Genomic DNA, 19,936 nt, shown 5'->3' on the forward strand with positions numbered 1-19,936 from the left:
TAAAACGACTAAACTTCGCGGGCTTATTAATAAAATCATGAGATTCAAAGAATCCATCCCTAAAACCCGAACATTTATGCTAGAATGAGAATATTAAATCTGAAGTTAAGTGACATGGAGGAAACCAAAGTGAAAGTAAGAAGAAGCGACCGGTTGATTGATATGACCCGGTACCTATTAGAGCGGCCTCATCAATTAGTGTCGTTGACCTTTTTTTCGGAACGTTATGGTTCAGCTAAGTCTTCAATCAGCGAAGACCTGACGATTTTGAAACGGACACTGAAAGCCCGTGGGACTGGCCTATTAGAGACTGTTCCTGGCGCAGCTGGTGGCGCACGGTTTATTCCGTATATTCCCCAGCAAGAAGCCACTGAGTTTGTTGATGGCGTGATTGAATCACTGTCTGAAGCCGATCGCTTCTTACCGGGTGGTTATGTGTACATGTCAGACTTGCTGGGCCGACCAAGCGTTTTACGTCAAGTAGGGCGGCTGGTAGCCACTCAGTATTTGGAAGATGAGATTGATACCGTATTAACGGTGGCAACGAAGGGTATTCCGATTGCTCAAAGTATTTCGGATTACTTAAACGTGCCATTTGTTATCGCTCGGCATGACTCACAGATTACTGAAGGTTCCACCGTTAGTGTAAACTACGTATCTGGTTCTAGTAGCCGGATTGAAAAAATGGCACTCTCAAAACGTAGCCTAACGCCAGATTCTCGCGTCTTAATTGTGGATGATTTCATGAAAGGCGGCGGAACAGTGGGTGGCATGCAGTCCTTAGTTAAAGAATTTGATGCTAAGGTTGCTGGTGTTGCCGTTTTTGCTGAAGGCACTTTTGAGGGCGAAAGAAAGGTACCGAAGTATACTTCGTTGCTTAAAATACATGCTACTAACGATCACGTTGATGTCACTGCCGGGAATTTTGCTGAACAAATTTATACGCCGGAGCGACTGACTCAATTTCAAGATTAGGCGTTTGAAGGTTCATTAAATCAAGAGTTTTACTAATAATGTTAAGGAGTTTGTCTAAATGAGTACTAGAAATACGATTATTCTCGCTGCTGGTAAGGGAACTAGAATGAAGTCAAAGCTGTATAAAGTTTTGCATCAAGTTTGCGGCCGTTCGATGGTTGATCACGTGTTGACACAAGTTGAAAAGACACACATGGATCAAATTGTCACAGTGGTGGGTTATGGTGCTGAACAAGTTGAAGAAACCTTGGGTGACCGAACTAAGTACGTTCTGCAAAAAGAACAGCTTGGTACGGGTCACGCTGTTTTGCAGACGGAACCCTTGTTAAAAGATCAAGACGGAACGACCTTAGTTGTTAGTGGTGATACGCCGTTATTTCGGGCTGAAACATTTGAAAAACTGTTTCAGTATCATGAAGCCAAAAAAGCGGTTGCCACTATTTTAACGTCTCAGGCGCCAGACCCAACTGGTTATGGTCGTATCGTTCGTAACGATATTGGTATTGTTGAAAAAATTGTCGAACAAAAGGATGCCACCAAACAGGAACAAGAGATCAACGAAATCAACACTGGTGTCTATGTTTTTGATAATAAGGCACTTTTCGCAGCGCTCCATAAGACTTCTAACCACAACGCACAGGGCGAGTATTACCTGACAGATGTGATTCAGATTTTGAAGGAACAAGGCGATATTGTGGCCGCTTACCGGATGCCTTCCTTTGAAGAATCCATGGGGGTCAATGATCGTGTTGCGTTAGCCAAGGCAACTAAAGTCATGCAACGGCGAATCAATGAATATCATATGAACAACGGTGTGACGCTGATTAACCCAGAGGACACGTACATTGATGTTGATATTAAGATCGGCTCTGACACTATTATTGAACCAGGCGTCCTTTTGAAGGGCAAGACGGTCATCGGTGATAATTGTCGTATTGGTGCACATTCAGAGTTGCATGATACGGTTTTACATGATAATGTGACGGTGACATCTTCTTATTTGGAAGATTCTGAAATGGAGGATGGCAGCAATATCGGGCCAATGAGTCATTTACGTCCAGACTCACACATTGGTAAGAACGTGCACTTAGGTAACTTTGTTGAGGTTAAAAAAGCCACTATCGATGAAGGTACTAAAGTTGGTCATTTAACCTACGTAGGTAACGCACACTTAGGCAAACGGATCAACGTGGGCTGCGGGGTCGTCTTTGTTAACTACGATGGTGCCCACAAGCACGAAACAACGGTTGGTGACGATGCCTTTATTGGCAGTAACTCTAACCTGATTGCACCATTAACGGTTGCTGATCACGCCTTTATTGCGGCTGGCTCAACCATTACCGATGAAGTGAACCAGTATGATATGGCCATTGCACGTTCTCGGCAGACCAATAAACCGGGATATTTCAAAAAGTTACCTTACGATCCAGAAAAATAATGTACTGAATTTGTTATTTAGTGTAAAATGTACGTAGAATTAAGCCATTGGAGGATCCCATGTCAGAGAAATATAATGACCCAAAGTTGAAAATCTTTGCGTTAAATTCCAACAAACCACTTGCTCAGCGTATTGCTGATGAAGTTGGTGTTAGTCTTGGAAAAACATCAGTTGACCGCTTTAGTGATGGTGAGATCCGGATCAACATTGAAGAAAGTATTCGTGGTTGCCACGTTTTCGTGATTCAATCGACTTCCGCTCCTGTCAACGACAATTTAATGGAACTGTTGATTATGGTAGACGCATTGCGTCGTGCAAGTGCGGCAACAATTAACGTGGTTATTCCGTACTATGGTTATGCGCGTCAAGACCGTAAAGCCCGGTCGCGTGAACCCATTACTGCCAAGTTAGTTGCAAATATGTTGGAAAAGGCTGGTATTAGCCGAGTCGTAGCTTTAGATTTGCATGCTGCGCAAATTCAAGGTTTCTTTGATGTTCCGGTCGACCATTTAATGGGCGCACCATTATTGGCAGACTACTTTATTAACCATGGTATTGCGGAGAACGCGGTTGTAGTTTCTCCTGATCATGGTGGTGTTAGTCGTGCTCGTGCTTTGGCTGAATTTTTGAAGGCTCCGATCGCCATTATTGATAAGCGACGGCCAAGAGCTAACGTTGCTGAGATTATGAACATTATCGGTGACGTTAAAGGCAAGCGTGCCATCATGATTGATGACATGATCGATACAGCAGGGACGATTACGCTAGGTGCGCAAGCTTTGATGGATGCTGGTGCAACTGAAGTGTACGCTAGTGCAACTCATCCTGTTCTTTCGGGACCCGCAATCGAACGAATTTCAAATTCAGCCATTAAACAGTTAATTGTGACGGATTCAATCCAATTACCAAAAGAAAAACAAATTGATAAAATTAAGCAGATTTCTGTTGGACCGCTGATTGGCGACGCCATTATCCGGATTCACGAAAATCGCCCAGTTAGTCCACTATTCCATAACCGGTTTCACGGTAAAGAATAGCAATCAAAACTAAATGTCATCGAGACAGGTTCTCTCATTTCAGAGGACCTGTTTTTTACTACGTACACAAATTTTCAAGGGATTTAGAATAGCAATGCATGTATAATGAACTAAAAAGATATGCAATATTAGAACATATTGATTTTGGCAACATGAAAGATTTGATACCTTGTAATAAAATATTGAATGTTAGTCAACAGTTGACATTTATCAATTGTAGGCTATAATCGGCTTTACATGATGGAGGTACTAAATTTGCTAGAACTTAAACATTTAAAAAAATATTACCATGTTGGTGATACCACTACGAAAGCACTGGACGATGTTTCGGTGGCTTTCCGTAAACAAGAATTTGTAGCCATTTTAGGCCCCAGCGGCTCCGGGAAAACAACCCTGCTAAACAATATTGGCGGGCTGGACGTTTATGATTCTGGTGACTTAGTCATTAAAGGTAAGTCTACCAAGGAGTTTAAAGCGTCAGATTGGGATGCGTACCGGAACAACTCCGTGGGGTTTATTTTCCAAAGCTATAATTTAATTGGGCACCTAGGCATTATTGATAACGTTGAATTAGGGATGACCTTGAGTGGCGTTTCTGGCACGGAAAAAAAGGAACGTGCTATAACTGCTTTAAAGCGGGTTGGTCTGGAAGAACATATGTATAAGAAGACCAATCAACTTTCCGGTGGGCAGATGCAACGGGTCGCCATTGCGCGGGCAATCGCTAATGATCCGGAAATTCTGCTTTGCGATGAGCCCACGGGTGCGTTGGATACAGAAACCAGTCAGGAAATTATGAAAATCATTAAGGACCTCTCTAAAGAGCGGTTAGTAGTGATGGTAACGCATAACCCTGAATTAGCGGATCAGTACGCTGACCGAATCATTCGTTTTGCGGATGGGAAGATTCAGTCCGATAGTGATCCATACGATGAGAAGGAAGAAAATCAAAAGTTTTCCTTGAAGAAAACGAAAATGACTTACTGGACAGCATTAAAGCTATCCTTCACCAATATTCGAACTAAAAAAGGCCGTACTTTTTTGACGGCGTTTGCTTCAAGTATTGGGATTATTGGTATCGCGGTTGTTCTGGCGCTTTCTAACGGCTTTCAAAAACAGATCGATAAAACCCAATCCAACACGTTGGCGCAGTACCCCGTGACGATTTCGCAAACGGCATCGTCACAGAGTGGTGCTGATAATGGTGGCCAGAAGAAGGAGCATTTTTCCAAAGATAAGGCAGTGATCGCTGAGACTAGTGAGGCAGATAAAGCCCAGCATACCAACAAAATTTCTCAAAAATACATTGATTATGTTAAAAAATTGAATCCTAAATATGGGAAAAACATTGGTTATACTTATACTACTGGCATGAATCTGTTACGAGACGTCAATGGCAAGGTAAAACCGGTTCAGCTTTCGAACCAAGATCAAAAGAAAGCTAATGGTGTAGACGTTTCCAGTATGATGGCAAGTTCAGTGGGCGTTGGAGTTTCTTCTTATCCAACTGATAATTCTGGCAAGGTTAGCTTCTTGCACAAACATTACAAGGCCTTGGCCGGACAATTTCCAAGTAAAGCTACGGACGTGGTCTTGATTGTTAACAAGGATAATTCAACCAACGTGAACGCGTTGAAGAATTTAGGGTTTAACGTCAAGAATAACCAAAAAGTTAACTTCAATCAAATTGTGGGCACAACCTTTAAAGCGGTCAATAATGATACTTACTACACACAGCGAATGGGGATGTATTTGCCAAGCAACAATTATCAGTCGATGTACAATAACAGCAGTAATAAAACGTTACGCGTTGTTGGCGTACTACGAGTAAAATCGGCTAACGAAGAGAATATTTTGGCACCTGGCTTCGTTTATAGTGACCGGTTGACTAAGAGCATGGTTGCTCAAAATGCTGATTCTAAAATTGTGAAAGCACAGAAGGCAAGTTCAAGAAACGTCTTGACGGGCCAAACGCTTGATAATAGTACCGCTAAGGACCAAGTAATCAACGCATTGGGCGGATCTAAGATGCCTGCCAGCATTATGATTTACCCGAATACTTTCCAAAACAAAGACAAAGTGCTCAAATATCTGGATGGTTATAACAAGGGTAAATCAAAGGCAGATAAAATCATTTATACGGATATGGCTGGCTCCGTTTCTAAACTGACGGGTGGTTTAATGAATGCCATTACCTACGTGTTGATTGCCTTTGCTGCCATTTCGTTAGTCACTAGCATGATTATGATCAGTATCATTACTTACACCTCAGTGCTTGAGCGAACTAAGGAAATTGGTGTTCTGAAAGCATTGGGTGCTCGTAAAAAGGACATTACCCGGGTCTTTGATGCTGAAACAGCCATCTTAGGTGTGGCTTCAGGGGTGATTGGTATCGTGATTGCTTGGCTGGCAACTTTCCCAATTAATTCGGTAATCAAGAACTTAACTAATCTCAGCAACGTTGCGCAACTTAGTTTGTGGGCAGCAATCATTCTGATTATCGTTAGCACCGTATTGACTATTCTAGGCGGTCATATTCCGGCACGAATGGCGTCTAAGAAAGATGCGGCAACGGCACTACGAAGTGAGTAATTTTTAAATCATTGTGAACAGGTATAAAGAGCCACCAGACATTTAGTAATTTGCTAAATGCCTGGTGGCTTTTTTGATTGTGAACTTTTAACTTAATCTTCAAAATTTAAGTGGTCAAATAAATTATAGTTTGATAACATGATGGGGAGGTTAAAGGGGGAGTGTCAAAATGAAAAAGCGAATCATGTTTCTGTTCACGGTGATTTTGGCTGCATTATTTTGGGGATGGGGGAGTAGTCAGGCAGTTGCAGCAGGTTATAGTATTAATCGCTACCACATCAACGTTAACATTGAAAAAAATGGTGATGCGGCAGTAACACAGCGAATTAAGTATCATTTTGATGATCTATACCATGGTGTGTTTCTCAGACAGGATTATGCGGGTACCGATGGCATTATTGGGAACCCCACTGTGGCCATTTTAACCAAGGATGGTAAGACAGTCGCCAGTGCTAAAACGCCCGGGTTACAGAATACCTATGAAACTTCTGATTCCGGTAAAATTTATCAGATCAAGGTTTACCACACGGCCTATGATGAAAGCGTGACTTATCTTTATAAGTACCGACTTCGGCACGTGATCGTCAACTATGCTGACACGGCAGACTTGAACTGGAAAATCATTGGTCGCGGATGGACGGTTCCACTGAAACACGTTCAAATTACGGTTCAATTACCTGGAAAAAACGTCAAGCAATTACAGGCCTGGACTCATGGTCCGCTTAGCGGGCATACACAGGTTGATAAAAGGACTGGCAAAGTGACCATGAAGGTTGCCGAAGTGCCAGCAAAAACCTTTGTTGAGAGTCATATTGTCTTCCCGACGTCATTAACATCTGCCAATACAAGGACTTCCAACAAGAATCATTTAGCAGCGGTTCGTAGACAAGAAGCTAAATTGGCCAAACAAGCTAATCTTAAGCGAATCCAATCCCAGTTGATTCCGCTGGGGATTATGGTGGTGGCGTTAGGCTTAGGACTTTTGAATTTACTAAAGACATTGCGGTGGTTCAGAAACCACGTCGGCTTGCCGGTGAAGAAAACGCCCAAGGTTCACAGTTTTGAGATTCCTAATTATTCAGCGGTGACTAGTCAAAGTATTTTAACCGAGAGTGAGCCTGATACCAGGGCATTTACAGCTTGGCTAATGGAGCTGGCTGCTAACGGTGAAGTGGTGATTCAAGCTGAAAAAGTGCCATCCATGTTGCGTGAATCAGTGGCGACCTACCGGCTTACAGAGACCGTAAAGCTTAGTGTTGATCATCAAAACGACAAGTTATTGTCATTCTTATTTAATCAAATCGGTGAAGGTACTAAGCCCAACCGAACCTTTACGTTAATTGATATTGAGGACTATCGACGGAGACATCCTGATAGCTTGAGCTTGAAGGAGAGGTTTGACAATTGGCGAGAATCTCGTTATGAAGAAACGGACGCACTGGGGCTGTTTAACCATCGGACGGATGACGTTGGTGTTAAAGGCTGGCTCTTGATTATTTTCAATGTGATTTTAGGAATCGTCGGCCTAATAGCGGCACTGTTCTTCACGGTTCCGGTACTGCGTGTTGCTGGTGTGATTATTAGTATTGTGTTTATCATCATCAGTGTAATTGTGGCGATCAAGCATATGCGGCACGTTTCTCACTACACTCAGGCGGGCGAAGACGCTGCGGGTCAAATTCGTAACTTCCGCAGCATGATGCATGACATCGGTGAATTCGACCGGTCTCAAGTGGGGGATTTGATTTTGTGGGAACGGATGCTGCCATATGCCGCTGCGTTTGGTCTGTCTAAGCGGGTACTAAAAGCCATGGCGGTTAACTTCAGTGCTGCTGAATTAACGCCATTCTTCCAGAGCTATTACCCGATGTATCTGGATGACAGTTATTCGGGTGCTGATTTTGGGACGGCGTTTACGTCAACTTTTACAACGGCCAGCGTAGATAGTTCTAGTAGTGATTTTTCGTCGGATAGCGGCGGTTCTGGTGGTTTTAGTGGCGGTGATTCCGGTGGCTTTGGCGGCGGCTCTGGTGGGGGTGCGTTTTAGCCTCACCTCTAAAAGGGCTTGCACCATCACGCAATCTCAATTATGCTAGAGCACAATAATAGTTGAATAGGTGGGAGAATTTGAAAAAGGTAAAACAATATCGTTGGGCGCTACTGACACTGGTCATTATTGTAGCGGTTGGACTGTTAGTACTACTGTGGCAGCCGTTGATCGTGGTGGCCAATGTTTGGTTCATGATTGGCTTAGTCTTTTTAATTGGTGCTGCTTTTTTCGTTTTGGAAAAGGGCCATTTATTTGCGGGTTGGCGCAGACGACGGCACAAAGGTGAAGAATCGTTGCCTGAAGAAAAAATTTCTGTACGTGAAGTTGCCAGTTTGAAAAACGCCCCAATCGTGGTAAATAAATACGCCTGGTTTTGTTTAATCAACGCAATTGGGTTAATCGTTTTGAGTATTATTTTGACCATTTAATCGGTTTACACAGATAAAGAAGGCTAACAAGCAGTCATCATAACTGGTTGTTAGCCTTCTTTGTTTGGTTTAATGCTTAAAGCGCAAATTTTTCAATGGCGTATGCGACACCATCTTCTTCATTTGTTTTAGTCACGAATTGGGCGGTGGCTTTTACTTCATCAATGGCGTTACCCATGGCGACACCGGTACCGGCAAATTTCACCATGGTCAAGTCATTACCTTGATCACCGATTGCCATAACTTCGTCAGAAGCAAAGCCTAGTTTTGTTGCCAGTTCAGCAATGGCATTACCCTTGCTGGCCTGCTTATTCATCGCTTCATAGAAGTAGGGTTCGCTTTGAACCACGTAGAAACGTTCTTTTAATTCCTCAGGAAAATCTTTGATAAAGGCTGATAGTAATTTAGGATCATCAACAAACATGCCCTTTGAAATCGTCAGGTCATCCGTGATTTCTTCAGGCATTCTGAAGCGAATTGGCATTTGCACGAGAAATGCCTCAGCCACAGTGTAGGGACTGATATCACGATTGGCGGTGTAAATATGGTCTAACGTTTCCATGTGAAAATGGATGTTAGCTTTGCGTGCTACTGCCTCTAAATCGATATAGTCTTCTAAAGTGATGTTATGACTGACGATTGGGGTACCTGAAATGGTTTGCGCCAGACTGCCATTGAAGGTAACAACGTATTCGTCGTCACCCTGGATGTCTAGCGGTTTTAGGTATTGTGAAACACCCGTAATCGGGCGGCCAGTACACAGGACAACTTTGATGCCCTTTTGACGTGCTTTCGTTACGGTGTCAATCGTATGTTGTGTGAGTTGCTTACGGTCGTTGACTAAAGTGCCGTCGATATCAATTGCGATAAGTTTGATTGCCATGTGTAAACTCCTTAATAGTTAAATGATGTAGTCGTTATGCAAATGAGCCTGAAAAGCTTTGTAAACTGGATCAAATAGTTCGATATTGTCTTCTTTTGAAGATAACATTTCCTTTGGAAAGAAGAAGCGCTGGTCGCCAGAGAATTTCCCCGTAATGGCGCTTACTAAAGCACTGACGGTTGAAAGTTCGATGAGTTGACCATCGGACTGCATGAGTTCAATCTGAGTCATCGGTTTCTTCATATTAGGATCATAAGCGTCGTAAGGTAAATCGTAACTATTATTCGTATCCGTGTAGTAGAGGGAGTTAAAGCCAGCTTTTTCAATGAGTTGCCGTAATTCAGGAATTTCTTCCTTAGTCCGCTCATCAAATTTAACTGATTTTAACGGCTTCCGATCCAAGAAGCGGTGTGCTAAATCTGCCAGAATGGGATCGCTAGATTGCCGCCAGTGGGCGAAATACGTGGTGAGGGTACCGTCGTCCAACAAGAGGTAATCATCCAGATCGAATTCGTGGTTGAAGAAGGGATACAGCAAGTACGGCGCAGCTGACTCGTTTTTATTGTCCGCCGACTCATAGTCTTCTTTTGCCCGTTTCAGTAAATGACTTAAGATGACTTCCATTGAACGGGATACCGGGTGAAAGTAAATTTGCTGATACATCTGGAAGCGGCTAACGATGTAATCTTCGACGGCGTGCATGCCGCTGATTTCAAAGCAAATCCCGTCTTTGTACGGCCGCATGACTCTGAGAATACGAGTCAAATCAAACGTTCCGTACTTAGTGCCAGTATGATAAGCATCGCGCAGCAAATAGTCCATCCGGTCTGCATCAATTTGACTGGAAATCATTTGAACAACTTGCGGATTAGGATAAGTTTTTTGAATGACCGATGCGACCTGGGCTGGAAATTCGGGGCTGACGCTGCGAAGTACTTGGTTAACTTCGGTGGTTGGAGAAGTGAGAATTGCTACCGTAATGGCTTCATGATCAGTCTGAAAAATGTGTTCGAAAGTGTGGCTGTATGGACCATGACCAATATCGTGCAATAGGGCCGCACACAATGCTACCAGTCGTTCGTTATCGTCCCAAAGCCCGTCACCCGGTTTTTGGGTGGGATAATTACGTTTGAAGTTATCACAAATCTGCCGGGTGATTTCGTAAACACCCAATGAATGAGTGAACCGTGTATGCTCAGCACCGTGGAAGACTAATGAAGCGGTCCCAAGCTGCTTAATTCGGCGTAAGCGCTGAAATTCTTTGGTGTTGATCAAATCTAAAATGATTCGGTGCTGAATGTAAATATAGTTATGAACTGGATCGCGAAAGACCTTTTCACGAGGCAATCGTTCTGCTTGATATGCCAAATTAAACAATCTCTCCTTCAATTAAATGCTAAGCTGTTTTTTTTGCATCTTGGCGAGTTCTTTATTGTAAGCTTTTTGAAAATCCGGTGATTGCGTACTCGTCATCAGAGTTGTTGAATCAAGTTGCACACCTTGCTGCTGATAAGCTGCCAGTATGGCACCCTTTACTTCATCGATCGTCAGGGGTTGGTGCAGGGCATCCGCAATATTGGTCATGGTGTCGGGCCAAACGTCGGGGAAACCCAATTCATTAGTGTGGTTAGCTAATCCGGTATCGTAAAAATCACGCACGAGGGAACCGCGAAAAGCCTGATCACCCAAGATACTGATATAAGCCATGACAACTAGCGCTTTCGTACTGCGACGCTGTGAAATGCCAGCGAATTTCTGCCCGTTAACACTCAAATCATAGTCCCCTGGGCAATAGGAATGGGTAACCTCATAGCTTTCGATGGGGAGACTAGGGAAAGTCTGCTGAATTAACTGTTTCATGAGTTCGTAACCATCGTTCACGGACAAATGCTGTGAAGTTGTTTGCGGAATAAACAGTGAAACGTTCAGTACACCGCCATCGCTGACCACAGCCAAACCACCGGAATTACGGATGAAATAATCATAACCGTTATTGGTGACCGTTTTTAAGGCAGTCTGAAGTTCTGGCAGATGACGATCCTTTAAGCCAAGGATCAATGTTGGTGGCAGCGTCCAAAAATGTAGTAACGCTTGATCGGTGTCGCCGCAAAGATCAAGTAACGCATTGGTCATGCCAAACGCCGCCAGTTTATTATCGCTGGTTAGAGGTGTATCGATCACTTGTAAAGATGAAAATAACGTTTGTTTTTCCATAATATCCCTCGTTAGTTTAAGAAGAATTCTTTTATCATTATAACGGAAATAAAGAGCCACGTCACTAATTTTGGACTAGTCCATTATTCAGGCTATTAAACCAGGGTATTTTCCGGTGTCATTGCGAGAAATTATGGTAGAGTTTAATCGTGCAAAATCTCAAATAAAAGCGTTATAATGAACACAGCGTACTAAAAAATGGAAAGGAAGGGTTGCAATGGATGACTTGTCAACCAGCATTCCAGTTGGCATTCACTTAACGACTCATACCGTACAAGATGGTCAATCTTCTGATTATGCACTTGATGTAGAGGGTCAGATTGTTCAAATTGGTGAGACGATTTATTTGCGGTATCAAGAGCCGGACTCCGAAGATGAGGATGGTAATGTACCCGTAACCATTAAGTTTTTACCTAATGGCGACGTGACGTTGACTCGTAATGGGACCAATCGATTACGGATGCATTTCAGTGCGGGTAAACGGATTCGGGCAACGTACCGAACACCGTACGGATTAATACCAGTTGAAACGGTAACACCGCAGTTGCGGGTAGGCTTTCATCAGCGCCCGTTTGGTGGTTCAGCATCGATTGACTACCTACTTTATGTCGGTGAACAATTGTTAGGAAATTACGAGATTAGATTGCAATTTACAGTGTAATCGAGTATAGTGATTCGTAGACTGTGGAAGGGACGTGCACCAGTTTGGAATTAAAAGTCTTAGAAGGCCAAAATAAAAACGAATTATCGATGATTGAAGTAGCTCACGCCATTTTATCAGAACGTGGGGATGCCATGTCGTTTGTTGACTTAGCTAATGAGGTTCAGGCATACCTGGGCGATTCAGATAAGGAAATTCGCGAGCGGCTTTCTCAATTCTATACCGATTTGAATATTGATGGCAGTTTCATTTCGTTAGGTGATAACGTCTGGGGTTTGCGGACCTGGTATCCTTTCGAATCAATCGATGAAGCTACGGTTGGTGCGGAAGAGGACGAGGATCATCCGAAGACCAAAAAGCACAAGAAAGTGAATGCTTTCTTAGCTGATTCAGCGGATGATGATGACGTTATCGATTACGATGACGACGATCCTGAAGATCAAGATGACGTTGATGTTGATGATGACGATCTTGACGCTGACTACAATGAAGATGACGATGACGACGCCGACGATAGCACTAAAGAACTTGGTAAATACAAGAACGATTTAGCGGATATTGACGACGGCGATGATGATGACGATACAGACAGCATGCCAGATGGTATTGAAGGTCAATTGTCAGAATTTAATGAAGATGATGATGACTTCGACGACGATAATGACGACGAAGAATCAGGTAAATAGTTTTATTGCTCAGCTCGTGTAGCTGAGTTTTTTTGTTGTTTAACCGCTGTCGATGTGACAAATTGATTTTCTTAAGTGAAAGCACTTGACGCAAAAGTAACAACTTGTTATTATGTTTTTTGGGCACCTTACGAGGAATCGCAAGGTCAACGTTCGGAATAATGCTCCCTATTCATCATGAATAGGGAGTTTTTTATTGGTTTACGACTGTTTTTCCCTAAACTTAATCTACGAGGAGTTATACAATGACCAAATATATTTTTGTAACTGGCGGTGTGGTTTCTTCACTTGGTAAAGGAATTGTTGCAGCATCTCTTGGACGTCTGCTTAAGAACCGTGGGTTAAATGTGACTATCCAAAAATTTGATCCCTACATTAACGTCGATCCTGGTACTATGAGCCCATATCAACATGGTGAAGTTTTCGTAACAAATGACGGGACCGAAACTGATTTGGATCTTGGCCACTATGAACGGTTCATTGACAATGACCTCAACAAGTATTCTAACGTCACGACTGGTAAAATTTATTCAGAAGTATTGGAAAAGGAACGTCATGGAGACTACCTAGGCGCGACGGTTCAAGTGATTCCGCATATTACCGGTATGATTAAAGAAAAGATTATGCGGGCAGGAAAAACTTCAAACGCCGATATTGTTATTACTGAAATTGGCGGGACCGTGGGTGATATTGAATCTCAACCATTCCTAGAAGCAATTCGGCAGATGAAGGCTGAAGTGGGCGATGAGAATGTTATCTACATTCATACCACGCTGATTCCGTATCTCCACGCTGCTGGTGAAATGAAGACCAAGCCAACACAACATAGTGTTCGTGAGTTAAGAGGTTTAGGAATCCAGCCTAATATTTTAGTTGTCAGAACTGAAAAGCCGATTACCGAAGCGATGCGGAACAAAATTGCGTTGTTCTGTGACGTGAAGCCAGAAGCCGTGGTTGAATCAATGGACGTGGACACCATTTATGAAGTGCCGCTGCGTCTTCAAAAGCAAGGCATGGATCAGCTTGTTCTTGATCATTTTGGTGTGAAGGCACCTGCTGCTGACATGGGCGCTTGGTCAACGATGATCAACAAAATTAATAATTTAAAGAACACGATTACAATTGCGTTGGTTGGAAAATACGTCAGTCTTCAAGATGCCTATATTTCTGTTGCTGAAGCTTTGAAGCATGCTGGCTACCCACTGGATGCGAAGATTGATCTGCGGATGATCGATGCTGAAAAGGTTACGCCAGAAAACGTGGCAGAAACCCTAAAGGATGCAGATGGCTTACTGGTTCCCGGTGGTTTCGGTGACCGAGGAATTGAAGGTATGATTACCGCTATTCAGTATGCACGTGAAAACGACTTACCATTCCTAGGCATTTGCTTAGGGATGCAAATGGCCAGTGTTGAATTTGCACGTCACGTGCTGGGTTATGCGGATGCTAACTCAACTGAAATGGATCCAAACACGACTCACAAGGTAATCGATTTGATGGCTGATCAAACTGACGTTGAGGATATGGGTGGCACGCAACGCCTTGGCGCTTACCCATGCAAGTTGAAGCCTAATACAGTGACTGCGGCGGCATATGATAACAAACCTGAAATCTCAGAACGTCACCGTCATCGTTACGAATTTAACAATGCTTACCGTGATGAAATGAGTAAAAAGGGCTTAGTCTTCTCGGGTACTTCACCTGATGATCATTTGGTTGAAGTTATTGAATTACCAAGTAATAAATTCTTTGTGGCAGCTCAATACCACCCAGAGTTCCTTTCACGGCCAAACCGTCCAGAAGGATTATTTAAGAACTTCGTTGCAGCAGCAAATCAACAGCACAACGAGAATTAAATTTGAGCATGTTAAAAGTCGCGTGGTCACTAAGATCATGCGACTTTTTTCGTCTAGTTGGACAATTGTCCGTTATTTAAGACGATTTTTAGGTATATTGGTGCCTCAAATATTACAATTTAATGGAATCGACGTTAAACTATTGTATTTTAACTGTTCATTATTTATGATAAGTTAGGACTGCATCGAAGCACGATTTTATAGTAGAGGGAAATTATGTCATGAAAAAAATGATAATCCACGGTGGACAGCGCCTGTCAGGCAGCGTCAACATCGGTGGTGCTAAAAATAGTACGGTCGCACTAATTCCAGCGGCAATCCTGGCAGATACACCAGTTAAATTTGATATGGTACCAGATATTCTAGATGTTCATAACCTGATGCTGATTTTGGAGTCCATGAATGTGCACTCTAGATTTGAGGATGGCGTTTTGTCAATCGACCCCACTGAAATCGTGGAAGCACCAATGCCGAGTAAAGCCATTAAAAGTTTAAGGGCTTCTTATTATTTTATGGGCGCATTGCTCGGACGGTTTGGTCGTGCAATACTGACTTTTCCAGGTGGCGATAACATTGGACCGCGCCCCATTGACCAACACATCAAAGCGTTTAAGGCGCTGGGTGCAGAAGTCGAAGATGACCACGGAACAGTTCGCATCACCACGGGTGAAGATGGCCTGCATGGCGCACGGATTTTCTTGGACGTCGTTTCTGTTGGCGCAACGATCAACACGATTTTGGCGGCTGTTAAAGCAAACGGACTAACGACTATCGAAAATGCGGCTAAAGAACCCGAGATTATTGACATTGCAACGTTTTTGAATAATATGGGTGCCCATGTTCGTGGTGCTGGTACGGATGTCATTCGAATCGAGGGTGTTCCTGTATTACGTGCCACCAACGTTCACACGATTATTCCTGATCGCATCGAAGCAGGTACTTTTTTAGCAATGGCTGCTGCGATGGGGGATGGTGTAGAAATTCACAATATTATTCCTGAACATTTGGAGTCATTTACGGCAAAACTGATCGAAATGGGTGTTGATTTACAGATTGGTGAAGATTCTGCTTATGTTGGCCCGTCTCATGATCTAAAGGCAATCGAAGTTAAAACCATGCCGTTTCCTGGCTTTGCAACAGATCTTCAGCAACCCATTACGCCACTGTTACTAATGGCGAAGGGGAGCAGTATTATCGTTGATACGATTTATCCGCAACGGTTAAAGCACGTCCCTGAGTTGAAGAAAATGGGAGCTAAAATTCGTCCTGAAAAGGATATGATTGTGGTGGACCACACCGATCATTTAACCGGTGCAACCGTGGATGCGGGAGAGATTCGCGCAGGTGCTTCGTTGATGATTGCTGCTTTAATGGCAGAGGGCACAACGACCATTACGAGTGCGGACAATATTTTACGTGGTTACGGCAGCATTGTGGAGAAACTGACTGCATTGAAGGCTGACGTTAGAATCGAAGATAGTGATCGAGTAGAAGAATTATAAGAGTGACTTGAATTAGACCAATTCTTATGATATTCTATTTAGGTTGACGATAACAATCAATCTCTGTTTCAGTACATGATTCAGGGCAAAGGAGCGAAACAATTATGAAAAAAGGAATTCATCCAGATTACCACCAAGTGGTATTCCAAGACTCAAGTACCGGCTACAAGTTTTTGTCAGGTTCAACTGCAACTTCTGAAGAAACAGTCGACTGGGAAGATGGCAACACTTATCCATTGATTCGTGTTGAAATTTCTTCTGACTCACATCCTTTCTACACTGGTAAGCAAAAGTTTGCCCAAGCAGATGGTGCTGTGGATCGTTTCAACAAGAAGTACGGTTTAAAAAACGACTAACATTAATTAGTGAGCCACTTACCTTGATTAAGGTGGGTGGTTTTTTTATTTGACTATATTAAAAGCGCCACGTCCAACAGCTGTGCAATTGGACGTGGCGCTTGTTTTTTTAGATTGCGTAAACGTGTTCAGGCAAGCAGAGACTTGCACCTAGGACGCTTCCGACATAAATCCAAGTTCGAGATTTTTGTGCTCGTTGCTGTTACATTGCCAAAACGTGCTCCGGCAAGCAGACAGCTACATGTAAAAGTCTCCCAGCATAAATCCACGGGTTTGGGATTTATGCTGGGAGGCCCTTACACTCCGCTATCTAACCGCTTGCCTTCGCACTCTAGCTATTCAAATGCTTTCTCCTCAAACTAGCAGTGTTATGCCAAACTAGCAGGAAGTTTAATAACACTAGTACAGAGGTTGAAATGAAGACCCCTGAGTAGTCGAACACCGTGGAAACGATTGAACCAATCATTGGTCCCAGCACACTGCCGATTGCTTGGAAAGACTGGTTCCAACTGAAGACCCGGCCGGTAACCTCTGGCGGGGTATTTTTTGACAAAATCGTTTGGACTGCTGGTAACATAGTGGCGTTAGAAATACCAATAAGAAATCTCAAAAACATCAGTTGCCAGACGTTGGTGACGAATGCCATTGGCAGATAGACTAAAATAGCAAAGATAAAGCCAATCGACAAGATCAATTCAGTACCAATTCGATCACCTAAACGGCCCAACTGAGGGGCTGCAAAAAGTGTGGCAACCCCCGGAATAGCAGCAACGATCCCACTAAACAGCGTGATAGCTGATCCCTTGGGCATGATTTCTCTGACGTACAGTGACAAAATTGGTGAGATAGACATGTTGGAAGCCTGGATGATCAAGGTGGTAATGAACATTCCTAAAATTAATCGTGGATGATTAACCACACCCAGTACTTCTTTGCTCGACAGCATGTTTTCTTTTTTAACGGGAGTAAATGATTCCGTAACGAAAAAGTAACTGACGAAAAAGACGGATAATAAAAGTGCACCAGTAATAAAGAAGGTGACGCGATAGGAGAAAATTTCGGCTAAAACACCACCAACAAGGGGACCGAAAAGCGATCCGGCAACGTAACCCGTTGATAAAGTACCGAGCGCCTGACCACTCTTACTTTTAGGTGCCTGAGTTGCCATTAACGCGTTGGCGTTACTAATATAACCAGAAAAAATTCCTTGAATAAAACGTAGGGCCATCAATTCCCAAACGCTCGTGACAGCGCCCATTAGTCCCATAACAACGGCCATTCCAAGTGAAGCTCGTAATAGCATCAGTTTACGGCCTTTTCGATCAGCTAATCGTCCCCACATTGGACTAGCTACGGCTGTAACCAAATAGGTTGCGGAGAACGTGATACCGGAGTATAGATTAAGTTGATCTTTGGTGAAGTTACCTAATGTATCCACATAAAGGGATAAAAACGGCATGATTTCGCTAAAGGCGAGTCCAGCCATAAAGGTACCAAACCACAAGACGAATAAGTTGCGCCGCCAGATGGGACGTTTGGGCTTGACGGTGGCAGGTTCTGGTTCAGTCAATGAATATCAATCTTCTTTCTTTTAAATCATTCTTCAATCGGGTAAAATATAGCAGTAACATTAAGAGTAGCACGTTTTGGGTGTATAACCAAGGTATACCAATTAAGTGCTAAAATTATTAGACCGCTTACATGGGTGATCTAATAGGGATAGTGGGGAGATCAAATGAAGAATAAAGGACATAGCCAATTTACAAAATGGCTGTACAGAATTGGTTTGGTGATACTTTTACTCATTTCGCTGGGATTAATTTTTAACCAGCAAATTAAAAATTATCTGGTGAGTTCGTATCAACCGAAAATAACGGCCAAATCAGCTGCGAATAACGACAAAAAGCAGGCTAATTTTAATTTTAGGAACGCTAAATCCTTGAATTTCTCAACGGTGGCGAACGCACGAATGAATTCGCAAAAGATTCTGCCAGTTGGTCAGATTTTAGTGCCAAAGTCCGGTATTCACTTGCCGATTGCTAAAGGAGTTGCTAACACGACCCTTGCGTTAGCTGCGGGGACCATGCGATCAGATCAAAAGATGGGTGACGGTAACTATCCGTTAGCAGGTCACCATATGGTACGAAAAGATATCCTTTTTTCGCCGCTGTACTTTAAGACGCGGGTAGGTGATACGATTTACACCACGGACATGAAGAAGGTCTATACGTTTAAGGTTTATCGACGGGAGTTTATTGCTGCCACACGTATTGACGTGGTCAACCAAACGAAGTCTAATATCATTACATTGGTGACGTGTGACGCAACTGGTGCGCGGCGATTAATGATTCGTGGGAGATTAACGCACACTGCAAAGCTGTCAGATACGCCTGTGAAGGTCCAAAAGGAATTTGCGGCGAAGTTCAATAATAAATAATGTGACAAGTGAAGCAGTCGGTGAGACGACATTTACGATGTATCCAAGAGTGTGTGACGAAACTCGGTAGATTCTAGAATTTAACTTGAATAACCCCCATTCCGACGTACTTTGTCGGGATGGGGGTTATTCAAGTTAAATGGCAAGAATCTGAGTTTTGGTGCATGATTAGACAATATTAACGCATTGAACCAAAGGACAGGCATCACTAATTTTTACTGAAAAATGGATTGAAATATTTACCAATATAGACTTATGGCACAACCCCATTTATTGTTTGGATTAAAACAGGATTTTGACTATGACACCAATCAGTTAGCCGCTTTAATTTTATCTAACCAAGCTGGTAGTGCAGACATTAAGACTTGATACGTATACTCAAATCGGTGAGTGTACCAAGGATCTGGAATTTCCTGCCCCTGTTTATCAGGGAGAATATCTAAGCAGAGATGAATTTTATGGCGATCTTGCGCAGGTGCCATTTGGTTGAGATTAAAGACATTTTGACCGTCCATTGTAATAATGTAATCCGCCCAGTCAAAATCTTGCCGGGTAATTGGCCGAGAGTGCATGTAGCTGTAATCCAATCCATGAGCGGCCATTACCTTTTGGGCACCGGGGTGCGGCTGATGACCTTCCTCTTCACTGCTGGTTGCACACGAATCCACTTGGATTTGATTCTGGAGGCCAGCTTTTAAAACCAAATCTTTGAAAATGGCTTCTGCCATAGGTGAACGGCAGATATTGCCTAAACAGACAAAAAGTACGTTGGTCATGATTCAGACTCCTTTTGAGTAATTTCCCCCATGTTATTTGATAAT

Annotated in this window: 17 protein-coding genes; 12 read left to right on the top strand and 5 right to left on the bottom strand. The window is 43.1% G+C overall.

What is annotated here, in order from left to right:
- Positions 1–129 precede the first annotated feature (129 nt).
- The 6 genes from purR (at position 130) to CES82_RS09885 (ending at position 8,520) form a co-directional block, all read left to right on the top strand.
- Positions 130–975, top strand: coding sequence for a pur operon repressor (purR, locus tag CES82_RS09860; RefSeq protein WP_098825868.1), 846 nt, complete (start codon positions 130–132; stop codon positions 973–975).
- A 58-nt stretch (positions 976–1,033) separates the two neighbouring features.
- The gene (glmU, locus tag CES82_RS09865) at positions 1,034–2,413 is read left to right on the top strand and encodes a bifunctional UDP-N-acetylglucosamine diphosphorylase/glucosamine-1-phosphate N-acetyltransferase GlmU (RefSeq protein ID WP_098825870.1); all 1,380 of its coding nucleotides are present in this window, start codon (positions 1,034–1,036) and stop codon (positions 2,411–2,413) included.
- A gap of 59 nt (positions 2,414–2,472) precedes the next feature.
- The gene (locus CES82_RS09870; protein WP_098825872.1) at positions 2,473–3,450 is read left to right on the top strand and encodes a ribose-phosphate diphosphokinase; all 978 of its coding nucleotides are present in this window, start codon (positions 2,473–2,475) and stop codon (positions 3,448–3,450) included.
- Positions 3,451–3,705: 255 nt separating this feature from the next.
- Positions 3,706–6,042 carry an ABC transporter ATP-binding protein/permease gene (locus CES82_RS09875; RefSeq protein WP_098825874.1) on the top strand — a complete coding sequence of 779 codons (2,337 nt, stop codon included), beginning with the start codon at positions 3,706–3,708 and terminating at the stop codon, positions 6,040–6,042.
- 169 nt (positions 6,043–6,211) lie between these two features.
- A complete protein-coding gene (locus CES82_RS09880; RefSeq protein WP_098825882.1) occupies positions 6,212–8,089 on the top strand; it encodes a DUF2207 domain-containing protein in 1,878 nt (625 codons plus the stop codon).
- A gap of 80 nt (positions 8,090–8,169) precedes the next feature.
- Positions 8,170–8,520, top strand: a complete 351-nt coding sequence (locus CES82_RS09885; protein ID WP_225364893.1) for a DUF3899 domain-containing protein — start codon at positions 8,170–8,172, stop codon at positions 8,518–8,520.
- Between the two features lie 76 nt (positions 8,521–8,596).
- On the opposite strand, the gene yidA is transcribed toward CES82_RS09885, so the two are convergent.
- The 3 genes from yidA to CES82_RS09900 are packed head-to-tail and all read right to left on the bottom strand — an operon-like array spanning position 8,597 to position 11,617.
- A complete protein-coding gene (yidA, locus tag CES82_RS09890; protein WP_098825884.1) occupies positions 8,597–9,403 on the bottom strand; it encodes a sugar-phosphatase in 807 nt (268 codons plus the stop codon).
- A gap of 18 nt (positions 9,404–9,421) precedes the next feature.
- On the bottom strand, positions 9,422–10,771 hold the full coding sequence (locus tag CES82_RS09895) for an HD domain-containing protein (protein ID WP_098825886.1): 1,350 nt from the start codon (positions 10,769–10,771) through the stop codon (positions 9,422–9,424).
- A 21-nt stretch (positions 10,772–10,792) separates the two neighbouring features.
- A complete protein-coding gene (locus CES82_RS09900; RefSeq protein ID WP_098825888.1) occupies positions 10,793–11,617 on the bottom strand; it encodes a lipoate--protein ligase family protein in 825 nt (274 codons plus the stop codon).
- A gap of 217 nt (positions 11,618–11,834) precedes the next feature.
- Here CES82_RS09900 and CES82_RS09905 point away from each other — a divergent pair, with 217 nt between their 5' ends.
- The 5 genes from CES82_RS09905 to CES82_RS09925 all read left to right on the top strand — a co-directional run bounded on the left by CES82_RS09905 (position 11,835) and on the right by CES82_RS09925 (position 16,678).
- Positions 11,835–12,278, top strand: coding sequence for a YwiB family protein (locus CES82_RS09905; protein WP_098825890.1), 444 nt, complete (start codon positions 11,835–11,837; stop codon positions 12,276–12,278).
- A 44-nt stretch (positions 12,279–12,322) separates the two neighbouring features.
- The gene (gene rpoE / locus CES82_RS09910; RefSeq protein ID WP_098825892.1) at positions 12,323–12,964 is read left to right on the top strand and encodes a DNA-directed RNA polymerase subunit delta; all 642 of its coding nucleotides are present in this window, start codon (positions 12,323–12,325) and stop codon (positions 12,962–12,964) included.
- Positions 12,965–13,209: 245 nt separating this feature from the next.
- Positions 13,210–14,820: a CTP synthase gene (gene pyrG, locus CES82_RS09915; protein ID WP_098825894.1), complete on the top strand. Its 1,611-nt coding sequence runs from the start codon at positions 13,210–13,212 to the stop codon at positions 14,818–14,820.
- A 221-nt stretch (positions 14,821–15,041) separates the two neighbouring features.
- The gene (gene murA / locus CES82_RS09920) at positions 15,042–16,322 is read left to right on the top strand and encodes a UDP-N-acetylglucosamine 1-carboxyvinyltransferase (protein ID WP_098825895.1); all 1,281 of its coding nucleotides are present in this window, start codon (positions 15,042–15,044) and stop codon (positions 16,320–16,322) included.
- Between the two features lie 104 nt (positions 16,323–16,426).
- Positions 16,427–16,678: a type B 50S ribosomal protein L31 gene (locus CES82_RS09925; protein ID WP_098825897.1), complete on the top strand. Its 252-nt coding sequence runs from the start codon at positions 16,427–16,429 to the stop codon at positions 16,676–16,678.
- Between the two features lie 331 nt (positions 16,679–17,009).
- On the opposite strand, the gene CES82_RS09930 is transcribed toward CES82_RS09925, so the two are convergent.
- Positions 17,010–18,248, bottom strand: coding sequence for a multidrug efflux MFS transporter (locus tag CES82_RS09930; protein ID WP_098825899.1), 1,239 nt, complete (start codon positions 18,246–18,248; stop codon positions 17,010–17,012).
- A gap of 165 nt (positions 18,249–18,413) precedes the next feature.
- Here CES82_RS09930 and CES82_RS09935 point away from each other — a divergent pair, with 165 nt between their 5' ends.
- A complete protein-coding gene (locus tag CES82_RS09935; protein WP_098825901.1) occupies positions 18,414–19,115 on the top strand; it encodes a class A sortase in 702 nt (233 codons plus the stop codon).
- Positions 19,116–19,426: 311 nt separating this feature from the next.
- Here the strand turns inward: CES82_RS09935 and CES82_RS09940 are convergent, their stop codons facing one another.
- Positions 19,427–19,891 carry a low molecular weight protein-tyrosine-phosphatase gene (locus tag CES82_RS09940; protein ID WP_098825912.1) on the bottom strand — a complete coding sequence of 155 codons (465 nt, stop codon included), beginning with the start codon at positions 19,889–19,891 and terminating at the stop codon, positions 19,427–19,429.
- Between the last annotated feature and the right edge of the window lie 45 nt (positions 19,892–19,936).

The sequence above is a fragment of the Secundilactobacillus silagincola genome (assembly GCF_002583405.1).
GTDB lineage: Bacteria > Bacillota > Bacilli > Lactobacillales > Lactobacillaceae > Secundilactobacillus > Secundilactobacillus silagincola.